This window comes from Lacibacter luteus (assembly GCF_004118265.1).
Classification (GTDB): domain Bacteria; phylum Bacteroidota; class Bacteroidia; order Chitinophagales; family Chitinophagaceae; genus Lacibacter; species Lacibacter luteus.
In genome coordinates this window covers 53,687-69,504 of record NZ_SDHW01000010.1, presented here as the reverse complement: position 1 = coordinate 69,504, position 15,818 = coordinate 53,687, and the positions used below count along the sequence as shown (strand labels likewise).

The 15,818-nt window shown below is 37.3% G+C and carries 9 protein-coding genes; 6 read left to right on the top strand and 3 right to left on the bottom strand.

Annotation, left to right across the window (positions count from 1 at the left end):
* Nucleotides 1-128: 128 nt before the first annotated feature.
* Nucleotides 129-2,933, top strand: coding sequence for a TrlF family AAA-like ATPase (locus ESA94_RS21050; RefSeq protein ID WP_129132939.1), 2,805 nt, complete (start codon nt 129-131; stop codon nt 2,931-2,933).
* A gap of 36 nt (nt 2,934-2,969) precedes the next feature.
* Nucleotides 2,970-3,932: a hypothetical protein gene (locus ESA94_RS21045; RefSeq protein ID WP_129132938.1), complete on the top strand. Its 963-nt coding sequence runs from the start codon at nt 2,970-2,972 to the stop codon at nt 3,930-3,932.
* Between the two features lie 403 nt (nt 3,933-4,335).
* On the opposite strand, the gene ESA94_RS21040 is transcribed toward ESA94_RS21045, so the two are convergent.
* Nucleotides 4,336-5,472, bottom strand: coding sequence for a hypothetical protein (locus tag ESA94_RS21040; protein WP_129132937.1), 1,137 nt, complete (start codon nt 5,470-5,472; stop codon nt 4,336-4,338).
* Nucleotides 5,473-6,317: 845 nt separating this feature from the next.
* On the opposite strand from ESA94_RS21040, the gene ESA94_RS21035 reads away from it, so the two are divergent.
* From ESA94_RS21035 to ESA94_RS21020, 4 genes are all read left to right on the top strand, one after another.
* Complete coding sequence (locus ESA94_RS21035; RefSeq protein ID WP_129132936.1) at nt 6,318-8,579, top strand: PAS domain-containing sensor histidine kinase; 2,262 nt, start codon at nt 6,318-6,320, stop codon at nt 8,577-8,579.
* A 39-nt stretch (nt 8,580-8,618) separates the two neighbouring features.
* Nucleotides 8,619-12,029, top strand: a complete 3,411-nt coding sequence (locus ESA94_RS21030) for a PAS domain-containing sensor histidine kinase (RefSeq protein ID WP_129132935.1) — start codon at nt 8,619-8,621, stop codon at nt 12,027-12,029.
* Nucleotides 12,030-12,055: 26 nt separating this feature from the next.
* On the top strand, nt 12,056-12,685 hold the full coding sequence (locus ESA94_RS21025) for a response regulator (protein WP_129132934.1): 630 nt from the start codon (nt 12,056-12,058) through the stop codon (nt 12,683-12,685).
* 97 nt (nt 12,686-12,782) lie between these two features.
* Nucleotides 12,783-13,139: a response regulator gene (locus tag ESA94_RS21020; RefSeq protein ID WP_164972823.1), complete on the top strand. Its 357-nt coding sequence runs from the start codon at nt 12,783-12,785 to the stop codon at nt 13,137-13,139.
* A 116-nt stretch (nt 13,140-13,255) separates the two neighbouring features.
* Here ESA94_RS21020 and ESA94_RS21015 read toward each other — a convergent pair whose 3' ends face one another.
* A complete protein-coding gene (locus ESA94_RS21015) occupies nt 13,256-13,660 on the bottom strand; it encodes a hypothetical protein (protein WP_129132932.1) in 405 nt (134 codons plus the stop codon).
* A 41-nt stretch (nt 13,661-13,701) separates the two neighbouring features.
* The gene (locus ESA94_RS21010; RefSeq protein WP_164972822.1) at nt 13,702-15,705 is read right to left on the bottom strand and encodes a caspase family protein; all 2,004 of its coding nucleotides are present in this window, start codon (nt 15,703-15,705) and stop codon (nt 13,702-13,704) included.
* Between the last annotated feature and the right edge of the window lie 113 nt (nt 15,706-15,818).

The window sequence follows — 15,818 nt, the reverse complement described above, 5'->3', positions numbered from 1 at the left end:
AAAACAACTAATCTTTTTATCAACTTCAGGGGGTCAGTTTGAAATGGCCGCAGGGGGTCACATTGGTCTGGCGAATGGGGGTCACATTAAGCCGGTAGCAGGGGGTCAATTTGAGTGGATTTTCCACTATGAGCAATCCTATACCTTACAAAGGTACTCGTTGGTTTAAATGCGATTTGCACTTGCATACACCTGCAAGTAAATGTTTTCAAGATCAAAGTGTAACACCTGAGCAATGGGTACAGAGAGCTATCGATCAAGGATTAAATTGTGTAGCTATTACAGATCATAATACAGGTGCTCAAATTGATTTGATAAAAGTCGCTGCACAAGGAACAGGTTTAGTAGTTTTTCCAGGCGTTGAAATTACGTGTGATACATCAAAGGTCCATTTATTGATTTTGTTTGATCTTGAAAAAACAACTGATGATGTAAATGATTTTTTAATTCGTTGTGGTATAGACAGAAGTATGTTTTCTGATCAGTTGGCAAGCACGACTAAGACTATTTTTGAGGTTTCTGCCATCGCACATAACAGCGGAGGAATAGTAATTCCTGCACATATTGACGAATTTAATGGCTTAGGTTCTATCAGTAATGATAATTTAAATGCTTTTTTTGATTACCCTTATATAAATGCAGTTCAAGTAGTTCACAAGGCTTTCCTAAATCCGGCTTTGCAAACCAACAATAATGAAGACCTACGAACTTACTTAAATGAGTACTATGATAATCCATCACCCGTAATAGATTACACTAAAATGGGTGAATGGTATAGACCCGTAAAAGTTGCCCTTAGTAAAAAGGTTGCTATTACAACTTTTTCAGATAATCCCCATGAACCCAAAAATTCTAAACATGGCCTTGATGGAATAGGGAAAAGATTTACCTGGATTAAAATGGATGAGAACCCAACACTTGAGGGACTTAGACAGGCATTTTTATTACCAGAGTTTAGAGTAAAAAATGATTTTGACACTAAAAGTAATCCTCACACATTTCCAGACCTCTGGATCAAATCAATATCAATAAGGGACACAACAATAACTGGGAATATCTCTCCATTAGAAATCAATTTTAGTCCCCAATTGACAACTATTATTGGTGGACGAGGAAGTGGGAAGTCAAGTATTATAAGATTCATAAGAGGTCTATTTAATAGGGTTGCAGACTTGAGTACCTTGAGCGATATTTTAAATGACCACAATGAATTTTACAAGCATACTGATCAAAGAACGAAAAAAGGTGTTTTAAACTCGAATAGCGAAATTGAGGTTGAGTTTGTTAGAAATACTGTCCTGTATAAAATTAGGGCAACAAGAATAACAAATTCTCAAAACCAAACAGTGTCTATTCACAAATTAGATACGCAAACTAATCAATGGGAGTTGGTGCAATCGGAAGGATTTCTTGATTTTTTTCAGTACGAGCAATATTCCCAGAAGCAGATTTACGAAATTGCTCAGGAACCAAACTCATTGCGAGAGAGAATTGACAGGTCGATTATAGCGATGGATAGCTTAAAAAATGAGAGAGAGGTAATCAAGAAGGAGTTTTTTGAAAAAGCGGCATCAATTCGAACAATTCAACAACAGATATCAGGGAAAGGGCGGATACAAACAGAAATAGCTGATCTTAATGAAAGAGTAAAACTGTTTCAACAAAGTGGAATTTCTTCTCTCTTAGTTTCGAAAGAAAAGTTCTCCTTACAAAAGGAGATTATTGATTCTTTTGTGACGGAGGCGCAAAGGAAGGAAGGCGAACTTTCATTGCTTGAAAGTTCATTAGAATTGCCTGATTTGAGTTATGAAATTTTTGAAGAAAGACACTCAACAGAGTTAAAGCAGTCTTCGAAAAAGCTAATTGAAGGTTATACCGAATTAAAGAAACAATTGGAAGAAATCAAACAAAAGGCTGAAGAGCTAAGAATGGAGTTTGAGACACAATTGTCGGCAACAGTTTGGAAAAGTGATTTTGATCAAAACCAAGCCACTTTTGATCAAAAAAGAGAAGAATTGGAATCGCAAGGGATAAAGGAAATTTCAAATTTCGAAATTATTTCAAGCGCAAAGACACAAAAAGAAAAGGAATTAGAGAAGGTTATCGAAATCGAATTAGGGTTGGCTTCCGAAATCGGGAAAAGGGATCAGCTACAAGCTGATTATTTGGAAAAGGCAAAACAAATTAACCAAGCGAGGAGAACGTATATTGATAATTTGTTGCCAACTGATAAAATTAAAGTCTCAATAAACTTTCTTCGAAATAAAGCAGACTTTATTCAGAAACTCCGATCTATAATTCAAAGACCTGATAGGTTCGAAGATGATGTTGATTTTTTAGCCGATAAATGTTTTAATGGGAATACTGAACAAAAGATAAATGAAGTAAGAGAGATTTTTAGAAAAATTAGAAGGATGGAAAAAGTTTCTGAGGTTTCAGGGCATTTTGAAAATCTTGTACGTGGAATGACAGATGCACAAATGGATGAATTAGAATTACTGCTTCCCGAAGATGAAGTTGAAATCAAGTATAAGCCTTCAGGAGCTACATCTTTTAAACCCCTCTCAACTGCATCTGCCGGACAAAAAACTACAGCAGTTTTAACATTCATTCTTTCTCAAGGAGAGCTTCCATTAATTCTTGACCAGCCAGAAGATGATTTGGATAATCGCCTTGTATACGAATTAATTGTGGATAGATTAAGACAGGCAAAGGAAACCCGGCAGATAATTGTCGTAACTCACAATGCAAACATTCCAGTTAATGGCGATGCTGAGTATGTTGTATCTATGAATTCTGATTCCAAAACATTAGAAGTATTGTATAGCGGATCTGTTGAACAAGCAAATATTAAAAAGGAAATATGCGATGTAATGGAGGGAAGCGAACAGGCATTTGATATGCGTTCAAAGAGGTATAAACAGATTTCATAATGTTTTGTACTTTTCATAAGTAAGTATTTCAAAAAAATGGGAACGGACTTTTTTATAGTTGAAATAAATGCTTTCGAAGTAAGCAATCATAAACTTCCTTTTCAAAAATTGGTAAAGGAGTTCGAAAAGCTTTTTTCTGCAGTCCCATTAACGGACAGTATTTTTGAAAACAAGTTTCGTATCTCAAATGATCAATTTGATCTCTTTTTCGGTACTTATTGGAATAATAGCAGGTACTTAAATTTAAAGCCAGTTTTTTCCGATAATAATAATATATGGTCAGAAGAGCGAATTATCAAATTTCAATCCCGATTAAAGATATTTGAATACAATGCATGGAAATATTTACTAAACCGCAATGATATTTATTGGGATAAATCCTTAATTAGTGCGGTTTCAGAAAATATAGATTTTAAAATTTTGAGCGTCAAGCAGAATTTAGATTGGAGTGAATCATTGATCGATCAGTTTTTAGATAAATGGGACTGGACAGAATTAAGCGCAAATTTCTCTCTACCTTGGAGTTCCTCTTTTTTAGAGAAATATAGCGATAGGTGGATTTGGAAGTGTTCTGACAACTCAATTTCAAATTATAATACTGGTTTGGAGGCGGGAAATATTAAATGCATTTCGGCTAATCCACAGATTTATTGGACAGTTGAATTTTTCGAGAAATGGATGGATGAAATTGATTATTGGTTATTTGCACGATATGCGAAATTCGACATCAAAGTCGTGATGAAATATCCCGAATGTTTTACCTTAAAACGACGAGTGGGTTCAAAAGTTCTTAAGTCATCAGACAATCATATAGTGGTACAAATTGAGGAAACAGGCTATGAACAGTTTTTAAAAAATCCGAATTTTATTCTAAATGATGAGTTTATTGAGTTTGCAAAAAAATATTCAATAATTATCAATATTCCCCCATTTGATTATCATGATGATTTTGAGTTGAAGGATATAGTACTTTATGATTTGTGGACGCAAAGCTATTAAAGCGCCAATGTAATAGTATTTAACGCAAAAGGCATAATTTTAAGCCTATTGTCAGTCTGATAAGTTTGCGAAACTTCTGGAAAGTCTGATAGAGTTCTTTACAAGTCTGCATTTAAATGAGGTCATGGTCGTTGCGTTTAGTCACTTATTTATTCACTATAAAAAAATAAACTTTATGGAAATGATAAAAACTATTTGTGTACACATGTTAGTAGGAGCAATCTTAACTTGTTTAGCAAACAATTTCATTGCAGTGGTGGGGCCCGTTGTCCTCGGAGGTGGAGTTAGACAACCAACTATCATTGATGCAGATTTATAGAGCAAATTCTATCGGGACCTGGTTCGAGACCGGGCTCCACCGCATTAAGCCACTATTAGAGTGGCTTTTTTAATTGGAAGCTGTTTATAATTGCCAGGGAAAAGTGAACACACGTTTAATTGGTTCAAGTGTTTCTCTGTCAATATCTGCCAATAGTTCATCATCTGTTTCTATGAAGGGGTCATACCAATCTGCTTTTGAGCTTGCCCATGCGATCCATTGTTCTGAATCTTCGTTCCAAGTATTATTTGCTTTCGCTTTAGCTTCAACAGCATCAATATAATTTCTGAGATTGGTTGCTTTATGCCATCGTGCAGCTTTTAAAAGTGTTGCTTTAAAATCAGATAAGTCTTTTTCTTTTTTTTGTTCGTACTCTTTTTTAACTCGCTCTCTTTCTGCGCTAATTTCTCTTTCTTTTTTCCACTCCAATTCTCTAGTCTTCATTTGCGCAGCAATTGTTTCAAGTCGGGCGATAATTTTAGATAAGTGCTCTTCAATTTTAATGTCGCCGTCTTTCCATTCTTTTACAGTAAACCCATCAATTTGAAATGCTAAAAGCCCCGTTGGTAAATAGTTGGTTGTGTCCCAGCGATCTCCTTTAATAATTTCTTTTCTGAGCTTTTCTCTGAACTTTACCTCAATCTTCTGTTCGTCAATTATAATATAGGTTTTATTATTTCTTATTTCAACCGAGTGGCCACGTGTGCCAAGTGCTTTTATTAATGTATCCATAAATCGCAAAGCCCTGGCAATATTTCTCCTTGAAACTTTAATATCTAAAATTCCATTTTCCGGGTTTATCAATCCATTGTGTTCCCAGCGATCACGGTTATTCAAACTTTCTCTTGCAGCCGCTATAAGTTTATGTGGACTGCTTAACTTTTCTGGAACTAATAGTAGGGACTTTAAACCCTGCTCAATTGATTCCTGTACCTTTTTTTCAAGCGATGGTTTGTACGAGCTTTCTTTTGTTTCATTATTTCTTAATTCCAACCTCACTTCTTGATCCCCTTTGTAATTGGTATCAAGCTTTGTTTGTTTGATTCTTTTTCCAAACTGGAGCTTTTGCCAATGTCCTGCTTGCGGCATGGGTATATTCATGCGAATACAGATTTTTCGTAGTCCCACATCGGAGATTGCATATTTTTTTGATAAGGTGGTCATAGGAAACGACCAAACCAAATTGTATAGTTCTTGCCTGGTAATTGTTTCTTTTTCCATTTTACTTTTTTTCGAATAAGTAAGTTCGCATTTGTATTTGAGCCAGCAAGTAGGGATGTTTAAAAGATTAACTACTCAAACGAGTAAGAAAGCGAACCTAAACTGCTCTTTTTAGCAGGTTTTTTCCTTTATTTTTCATCTGATGTTGCAAATTTGTTGCCCATTCGCCTGAAATGCAGGCTGGACAGGGCTCGGCATTTTCTGTATTGGTAAATAAACCTTACCGCAAGAATAATATTTCTGGATAAGCCAATCCTTCTTAAAGCGGTATCGGCAAGAAAAAAATGTTTGGTGACAATGATATAAACTACCGTTTTTACACCTGTAATTAATAGTCCGGAAAATGTTTTTTTGCTTTTATATGGCAAGAAAAAAAATGCAGGCACTCAAAAAAACAGTTCTAACATTAATGTATACGGAAGAAAATACTACAAGGGAACTCTTAAAACAAATAGGATACGGATTTTACAATTGTGGAATTTGGGCAAACTTTTTACCTTAAACATAGGGTTTGTGATTTTCAGCCTCGGGTAATATTCTTATTAGAATGGCTGTATATGGTTTTCCAATTATTATCCTGTTTGATGATGCAAATATCAAACGTTTATCTATGTGGGAAAATCGTAATACAAAGAAAGAAATTGTAGAATTTCCGGACGCTGCTGTGTAGTATCTTAACTACGTGTTCTGTTGTCCGTTAGGTAAAGTCTTAATTGGGGAAATTAGTGAAAATCGTTTCTGTAAATATGCCTTATATTGAGTAACTTAATATTAGATCTTGTTGAACTTTATGGCTGCTAAACGCAAAACACTTTTACAAACTGCAATAACTGTAGTGAACTAATATGCAAATAAAGGTAAACATACTAGCAGGTGTTTCCGTTAAAAGCGTTGACAGTTTCCTTTCTCTGTTAACAGATAATACGCAATTTATATATCAGGTTGAGTGTGTAAAAACGAAAGAAGAGTTTTTACTAAAAGCAAACGCAGCAAACCATCAGCTGTTTATTCTTGAATTGGGGTTTATTAAGAATCATTTTCCCGACTTCAGCAATTACATGAGCAGTCGCTCTCTCAGCACCGGAAAAATTTTACTTTGTAACCTGGGCGATTTTGAAGAGGCTGTTCAGTTTATGCACAATCCTTTCGACGATTGTTTGCTTATTGATACATTAACCTCAGCAAAAGTTGAAAAGAGCATACGAACAGCATTAGTAAAAACGAAACAATCTTCCATAAGCAACGGTAATACTGATGAGCATCTGTTGGTTAAACAGGAGCTGCAAAAATTTTACGAGCGTTTTATTCGTATAAGCAGCACCACCAACGATGGGGTGTGGGAGTGGGATCTTAAAGACAATAGTCTTTGGGCAAATGAAAGTCATCAGCAGTTGTATGGATTAACAATCGCAGATCCTGTTCCGTTAAAAGAAGAGTGGGTTGAAAGAATTCATCCTGACGACAGGCAACGCCTGCTCGATATGCAAGACCATGCATTGGCGTCCGATACCAATGTGTTTATTTCCGAATACAGGTTTCGGGCAACAGATGGTTATAAATACATTTTCGATCGGTGCTATATTGAAAGAGACGAGAAGGGAAACCCGGTTTTAATGACGGGGAGTATGATGGATATTACCGAACGAAAATCTGCAGAAGAAAAAATTGTTCAATCGAACGAGCGGTTTCAACTATTGGCACGTACCACCAACGAAGCGCTTTGGGAAACAGATTTTATTACAGGATATACATGGAGCAACGAAACGCATCAGCAATTGTATGGTCTTACGTTGCAAGATGATGCGCCCTTACTGGAACAATGGGAAGCAAGTATTCATGAAGATGACAGGAGCACTGTATTACAAAGTTTTAAGGATGCACTAAACTCTAAAGAAAATGTTTGGATAAGTGAATACAGGTTAGTGAAATATAATGGCGAGGTTGTAGTTATTTACGATCGTACATATATAGTTCGCAACGAAAATGGTATACCTGTGCGTATGACAGGGAGCATGATGGATATTACTGATAGAAAGAAGGCTATTGATGCTTTGATGAAGAGTGAAGAAAAATACCGCACACTTGTTGAGCAAGCTACTGATGCTATTTTTATTGCAGATCAAAACGGCAAATTTGTTGTGGTTAATCCTGCTGCTGTAAAACTTTCGAAATACAGCGAAGAAGAATTGATGCAAATGACCATCTATCATCTTTCCGACCAGGAGGAACTAAAAACAAAGCCTTTTGCATTTGAAGAAATGAAATCGGAACGTGGTGCAAGCAGCGAACGCAGAATGCGCAGAAAAGATGGTGCTTACGTAGATATTGAAATAAATGCCAAGTTTTTATCAGATGGTCGTTTTCTTGCTTTTATAAGAGATATTACCGAACGGAAAAAGGCAGAGAACGAACTTAATAATTCATACCGGGCAATACGTAAACTTACTTCACATCTTCAGCAGGCAAGAGAAGAAGAAAGAAAGCACATCGCAAGAAATATACACGACGAACTCGGACAATTGCTAACTGTACTTAAGATGGATATTTCATGGCTAACAAAGAAAATTAAAGCCATGAACGTACCTGCAATTACAGAAAAGGCAGATGGTGTATTGGAAGTGTTAAACAATACTGTGCATTCAGTTCGCCGCATTGCTGCCGATCTTAGACCGGGTTTACTTGATGATCTTGGATTGATTGCTGCAATAGAATGGCATCTTGGAGAATTTGGAAAACGAACTAGTATACAAACCCGGTTCCTTACTTCAGAAATACAGGCTGAGCTTCCTGTAGAATATGCAACCAGTCTTTTTAGAATATACCAAGAGAGCATGACAAATATTGCCAGGCATTCCGAAGCTACAGAAGCTACAGTTGAACTGGAAGAACACGACAATATAATTACCATGCGTATTTCCGATAACGGGAAAGGTTTTGATATTGGCGTTGTGGGAAAACGGAAAACACTTGGTTTGTTAGGAATGAAAGAACGTGCCGAAATGATGGGAGGAAGTTTTGAAATAAATAAACATTCCGGAGGTGGTGTGCAAATTGAAGTACAATTACCTATGTTGAAAGGTGAGCCTTTCGAAACACTGCAGATATAAAAAATAAATCCCCGAAATCTACCCCCACAGAAATAATTCATGCAGGTGCTCTTGCCCGATATTCAACTCCAGAAAAAACTAACAAAAGTTGCAGATGTGCTTTTGTTGATTATCCTTATTACAGTGCTGCTTACGTTAACCGGATGGGCACTTTCTGTTAATTGGCTCAAGTATTTAGTTCCGGGGTCTGTAGCTATGAACCCGCTTACAGCCATCTTTTTTTTGGTACTCATTACAATGATTTTTGCAAAACAGAAATACAAAGAGAAGCGGGTTGTAAATATTGTCGCCAATTTTATTGTAACAGCAATTTTATTAATTACAACTTGGAAGTTGTCATCGTTTATTTATGAAATTCCGTTTACACTCGATTTGTTATTGTTTAATAAAAAGGTTGTTAACGAAAACTTTGGCGGCTTTGTAAACAACATGGCACCCAATACAGCATTGTCTTTTATGTTGTCGTCAGTTGCTCTTCTGTTAATCACCCTTAATAACCGAACTGCAGAAGTTGGCGCACAAATAGCAATTTTTTTATGTATGCTGATTGCTGTTTTTTGTTTGTTAGGTTACGTATTTGGTGCTGTAGAGTTTTATGAAGTGCAGAACTATATTCCTATGTCGGCAGTTTCTGCAGTCTGTTTCTTTTTGTTTTCATTGTCGTTTTTATTCAAAACTTCTGCGGTAGGTATTATGCGGCAATTTACAAGTATTTATTCCGGAAGTTACCTTGCACGACGCTTGTTTATTCCTGCTTTTTTGCTGCCTGTTGTTATTGGCATATTTCGAATTAAAGGACAACACCTTGGTTTATATAATCTTGAATTCGGCTCGGCCTTGTTTGTTACGAGTATGATTTTGGTTTTCCTGTCTCTAATATGGCTTAACACCTATCTGTTAAATGCAAGAGAGGAAAAACAGGCAGAAGCAACGGCCGAAAATAAACACCTTGCAAATTTAGTTGAACAAACAAGCGATGCTATTCTTTCAACAGATACTGCTTTAAACATCAAAAGCTGGAATAAAGGTGCCGAAGAAATTTACGGCTATACAAAAGAGGAGGTATTGAATAAGCCGCTTGGTTACTTCTTAAAATCAACATTATCTGCCGAAACAACACAACAACTTTTTGCGGAGTTACTTAAACGGGGATTTTATACAGCCGAGTATGATTTTTACGGAAAACATCAGCACATCATTCATGTACAGGCATCTGTTACGGTATTGCGAAATGCAAATAACGAAGTAACAGGTTATGTTGCTGTTCATAGAGATATATCGCAAACTAAAATGCTTGAAAAGCAACTACGGGAGTTTAATCAGCAGCTTGAAGAACAGGTAAAGGAAAAAACACAGGAATTACGGGATGTGTTTGAACGTATTTCAGAAGCATTTCTTGGTATAGATAACAACGGAAATGTTGTATACGCAAACAAAAAAGCAGAACAGCTGTTTGGTACCGATGGAGAAAGGATATTGCGCACTCCTGTTTTCAGTTTGTTTCAAAATAATAACGATGAGCTGGAAACTGCCTTAAGGGAAGCATTTGAAATGCGTGAATACATCTATCTCGAAACATTACTGCCAAATTTTAATAAATGGTTCGAGTTACATATTTATCCATCTGTATCCGGGTTATCGGTTTACATGCGGGATATAACCATTCGTAAAAAAGCTTTACTCGAATTAAATGAGAGTGAAGAAAAGTATCGGATGTTCTTTGAAAACAGTATGGATGGTATTTTAATTACGAACGCTGAAGGACAGATTTTCGGCGCAAATAAAGCTGCCTGCAACATTTTTGGAATGACGGAAGATGAGATTTGTGAAATTGGAAGACGAGGCATTCTGGATGAAACAGATCCCAACTGGGAACTGTTTAAGACCGAACGTAACATAAACGGCAAAGCACAAGGAGAGTTACGACATTTTAGAAAAGACGGAACTACTTTTTTAGCTGAAATAACGTCGGTAAAATTTCGAACAGCTTCAGGCGAAACCCAGGCTAATACTATTGTACGGGATATTACAGAAAGGAGAAAAGCACAGGAAGAGTTACATAAAAGTGAAGAGAAATACCGCAATCTTATAGAGCAGGCAGGTGATGGCATTATTATTTTTGAAGCCGACGGAACCATATTGGATGTAAACGAAAGTGTTTCCATTCTGCTTGGTTATCCTAAAGATGCATTCACAGCATTTAATCTTACCGATATACTTGATCCTGATCAAATACAAGTTTCACCCCTTCGGTTTGATCTGCTGGAAAAAGGAGAATCAGTTGTTCGGCAAAGAAGGTTAAAACACAGAACAGGAAATTTTATTGAAACAGAAATACGAGGTAAGCGGTTACACGACGGAACAAACCTTGCCATTATTCGTGATCTTACAGATCGTTTGCAGGCGCAACAGCAATTACAGAAAGAAAAAGATCTGCTTGACTCTATTATAAATAGTTTGCCGGGCATTTTTTACTTTTTTGATTACGAGGGAAGATTCATTCGCTGGAATAAACAGTTTGAACAGGTTTCGGGCTACAGCAGTGCAGAAATTAAAAAAATGACAGCTCTCGATTTTTTTGAGGGCGATGATTTAGTGTATATGAAAAAGAGAGTGAAAGATGTGCTTTCAAACAAAACAGCAGATGCCGAAGCTGCTTTTGTAACAAAATCCGGCAAAAAAATTCCTTACTTTTTTACCGGGGCTGCAATTGAAGTAAATAATACAGCCTGTATTGTAGGAATGGGTGTTGATATTACAGAACGTAAACAGGTTGAATTAGAAGTTCAGGATTCGTATCAACAAATCAGGCGGTTAACCAACTACTTACAGAATATCAGAGAAGAAGAAAGGGCGCACATTGCAAGAGAAATTCATGATGAGCTGGGGCAGCAGATGACCGTTTTAAAAATGGATGTGGCATGGATGAAAAAGAAAATGGCCGGAGGAGATATGGCAGCTGTTTCAGAAAAAATGAACGAAATGCTGGAAATCCTGGACGGCTCAGTTGCAGCGGTTCGGCGTATTGCAACAGAACTTCGCCCAAGTTTACTCGACGATATTGGCCTTGTTGCAGCAATAGAATGGCAAATTGATGTGTTTAGCAAACGCACAGGCATCAAAATTAATCTTGTAAAATCGGGTAAGCCGTTACTGTTGCCCGATGCTTATGCAACCGGGTTATTCCGCATTTTGCAGGAGTCGCTAACCAATATAACCCGGCATGCTAATGCCAATCAAGTAGATATACATTTGAAAAATCAAAACAAAGAATTTATTTTGTATATACAAGATAATGGCAACGGCTTTGATATTAATGAGATATCAGGCAAAAAAACTCTCGGACTTTTGGGGATGCGTGAGCGTTCTATTGCAATGGGTGGTACATTTACCATTCAAAGCAAACCTGGAGGTGGAACAGAAATTGAAGTACGAGTGCCTTTAACGTAATCGAGTTTAGACCTAGAAAAAGCGATATGAAAAGAATTTTAATTGCAGATGATCATGCTATTGTAAGGCGGGGACTTCGTTTATTATTGTTGGAGGAATATCCTTCTGCAGAAATTGGAGAAGCAAGTGATGCCGAAACCCTGATTAACAAAATTATACAACACGAGTGGGATGTTGTTATTTGCGACATTAGTATGCCAGGCCGTAGTGGCCTCGATGCACTATCGCAGATAAAACAAATGGCGCCAAAACTACCGGTATTGATCATGAGTATGTACCCCGAAGATCAATATGCATTACGAGTACTTAAAGCAGGTGCCGCAGGCTATTTGGGTAAAGAAACCATTCACGATGATATTATAAAGGCGATTCACACTGTTGAGTTGGGTAAAAAATTTATTACACCAACAATTGCTGAAAAACTGGCAAAGGCTTTTGAAGAAGATCAGTCCGATCAACTCCACGAAAAACTTTCCGACAGGGAGTTCGATGTATTTAAAATGCTTGCAAGCGGTAAGGCTGTAAGTGAAATTGCCAACCAGTTTGCCCTTAGTGTTACTACTGTAAGCACATACCGCTCCCGTGTGCTCGAAAAAATGGGTATGAAGTCAAATGCCGATCTTACCAGGTACGCACTTGAAAAGAAGCTGATCTGATCTTGTAGTTTTTTTACTACAGTTTCTCCGTTAAACGCTCGATACTTATTCTTGTAAAAATGGGATAATTTGCTCGAGCAATTTAAACTGCTATATCTTGGTATTGATTGTTGATGATAATGTTAGCTATACAGAACGGATAGTAGAAATTCTTTCGGAAGACTTTCAAACGGTTAAATTCAACACAGCTGTGAGTTATGAAGATGCATTGCCGTTTGTTGATGCAGCCGATTTGCAGGTTGCAATGCTGGATATTAATCTGCCGGGTAAAAGCGGTATTGATTTGCTTAACTATATTCGGAAGAGCAACAAACATTGCAAAGTAATAATGATTACTAACCAGGCATTTGACAGTTACCGCAAAAAATGTTTAGAATTGGGAGCCGAACATTTTCTCGACAAAACATCCGATTTTGAAAAAATACCAGTACTGCTTGCAGAAATGCTGGATTAAGAATAACGATCGATTTTGATGATGATCTATCCTTTTTATTTAATCAGGATAATTGCTTGCTAATAAAAAAAGGGTATAACAAATTTGTTATACCCTCTCTTTTTTTAGCTGTAAGATTATCTTTTCAGATTCAAAGTGAAAACTCGGCTGTCGTTACAATAGCTGCTGTTGCTCCAGTACAAACTCTTGTCTGTAGTTTCTGCGTACCATTTTGTCCAGTTACCAGGTACCCAAACATCAATACGTACAGAAGTTGCATAAGGAGAAAGACGACCTTGGTAAATACCTTCTACCCAAATATCTACATAGTGGCCAGTGTAGTTATCGAAATAGGCATAGCAATAACCACGTGTTTTCTTTTCACGAGGGCCGGCTTCGGGGCCAGGTAAATCTTTTTTCTCTTTTACTTCCTGTGCAATTACAGCTACTTTCTTTTTAGTAGCAGCTTGTGCAGTTGCTTTGTTACCAAAAGCAATAGTTAAACCAATTACGGCGAACATGAAGAATACTAACTTTTTCATACTGTTTGTTTTTGTTGAGGTTTTAAATGATGATTAAAGAATTATTGTTTTTTAGGAACGATTTTATAAGGGACAGAATAAATATTTACAGCATCGGGTTGAATGGTTTCTTCGTCGCTTCCTCTTGTTTGCACAGCATCTGCTTTATTAATGCCCTGCATAAGTTTTTCAAACGGATTGTTGGGCTTTGGTACATCTCCTCTTGAAAGTCCATTGCTTACAAATACCTGTCGTAAGTTAAGGGGCGATCTTGCTGCAACCAGTTTAATCACATTCATACCATTCGGTGGACCAATGCGGAAAATTCTTGTTAACCGAACAGTATCGCCGGGGTTTATAAAGCAATCCATCGGCTGCTGGTTGTTTGCAGGAAATAATACGTTTACAAGATTGTCGGGTTGTATTTCAAGTATGTTATAATACAGCCGTTCCTGCCCGTTGTTAATGATGCGTAAATTGTAACGGTCATCGTGCTGAAAAACAATGTTGCCCGATGCATCTGTAATTGTTTTCTTAGGCAGATCTTTTATGATTGCGTTATTATTTCCTTCTGCTTTTTTATAATCAACAGGAATAAATTCAAATGTAACATTCAACTCTTCATTCTTCATATTAAGGTTGCGTAAATAAGCAGCACGGCCATAAGCAGCAACTTTTGCATTAATAAATGTTGCAATTGCTTCGTTGCCTGTTTTAATGCTGTACGCTCCTAACCGGTAATCGCCCGATGTAGAGATATAAAACGAATCGGCAGAAAAACCATCGGCACCTTGTTCTATAAACACATCGCCTTGTGCATTGGCAAGTTTTACTTGCTTATTCGTTGTAAGAATTTGGTTTACCTGTTGTGCAAGTGTTGCGTCTTTAATCTTTACGGTTACCGGCACTGTTAAGTCGCCAAAACTTACCTGGTCTAAAAATACCCATGCCGTTTTCAATACATCTTCGCTTAATTCAGTATCCAGTTCGGCCTCGCTGCTGTAATCGCCTGCTGTTGTAATAATTGCTTTGGCTAACGGCTTTGCAGTTTCTTTGTTATAGGTATTTGATGGATAAACTAACAGAGTAGTTCCTGCAAACACACTGTATATTTTGCCACAACCAATGGTTATTTTCTTTTTACTGATAATTTTTTCCGCTGTATAATAATTGGGCTTGCCTAATGCTGCACCGCCAAAAATTTCTTTGTCAAGTTCACCTTCTGCATTAGGTGTTTGGCCGGGCACAATTTTGCTCATTTCTAAGCGGATATTATCAAATAAGCCACGATAACTTGTTTTTGTATCTGCTTTGGCCAATGCTTTTGAAAATGCCAGTGACAAACTGCCGCAATGTTCCTCGCCGCATTCTTGGTTTAGTTCTGATGCTGCCGAAGCAAAAAAAGCACTCATTGGCGCTAGCCCGGGTTTAGTTTCACCCAAACTAAACAACCCTTCATTAACGATTTTAGTATTGGCAACAGGCTTGTAACCTTTAGGTGCATATTTGGTAGTAGTGCCTCGGTATGTTCCCAAGCCCGATCTTGTACTTGTTCCGCTATGGCATGCATCAATAAGAACCAACAGGTTGCCATTGCTGCCCAAGTGTTTTCTTATTTCTTCCAGTTTAAAACCAAACTCATCATCACGCAAATGCTTTTCTACGCCACCCTCGTATTCCATTGGCGAATCGTAGGTTACAAGAGCTTCATCATATCCATCAGCTTCGTCGCCGTTATTATCCATTACCTGCTGACCGTGACCGCTAAAATGAAAAACACAAATGTCGCCGGGTTTAGCCTTTGTAATAAGCTGTTGCTGCATGGCCAATAAAATGCCCTGTTTAGTAGCTTCTTTATCTCGTATAATACGAATATGGGTTTCTTTAAAACCCTGACGTTTTAAGGACTCCTTAATCAGCGGTATATCGTTTTCGGAGTTAAGCTCATTCCAGCCGGTGGAAGGGGCATAATTAGAAATGGCTACAATTAAAGCATACTTCTCGGGCACTTGTGCTGCTGCATTAAGCAAGAGTATGGTTAAGAATATGGAGAAGATCAGCTTCATGTTGTAACAGGTGGTTGTAACTATTTCGAAGCAATAATAGGAATTATAATAACCGGTTATCATACCCACTTGAAGGTATTTTAGTCTTATTCACGGGTTTCATGAAGCGGTTC

Bases quoted from the DNA above. Each gene is read 5' to 3' on its own strand.
- ESA94_RS21050 (WP_129132939.1), top strand. From the start codon at position 129: ATGAGCAATCCTATACCTTACAAAGGTACTCGTTGGTTTAAATGCGAT.
- ESA94_RS21045 (WP_129132938.1), top strand. From the start codon at position 2,970: ATGGGAACGGACTTTTTTATAGTTGAAATAAATGCTTTCGAAGTAAGC.
- ESA94_RS21040 (WP_129132937.1), bottom strand. From the start codon at position 5,472: ATGGAAAAAGAAACAATTACCAGGCAAGAACTATACAATTTGGTTTGG.
- ESA94_RS21035 (WP_129132936.1), top strand. From the start codon at position 6,318: ATGCAAATAAAGGTAAACATACTAGCAGGTGTTTCCGTTAAAAGCGTT.
- ESA94_RS21030 (WP_129132935.1), top strand. From the start codon at position 8,619: ATGCAGGTGCTCTTGCCCGATATTCAACTCCAGAAAAAACTAACAAAA.
- ESA94_RS21025 (WP_129132934.1), top strand. From the start codon at position 12,056: ATGAAAAGAATTTTAATTGCAGATGATCATGCTATTGTAAGGCGGGGA.
- ESA94_RS21015 (WP_129132932.1), bottom strand. From the start codon at position 13,660: ATGAAAAAGTTAGTATTCTTCATGTTCGCCGTAATTGGTTTAACTATT.
- ESA94_RS21010 (WP_164972822.1), bottom strand. From the start codon at position 15,705: ATGAAGCTGATCTTCTCCATATTCTTAACCATACTCTTGCTTAATGCA.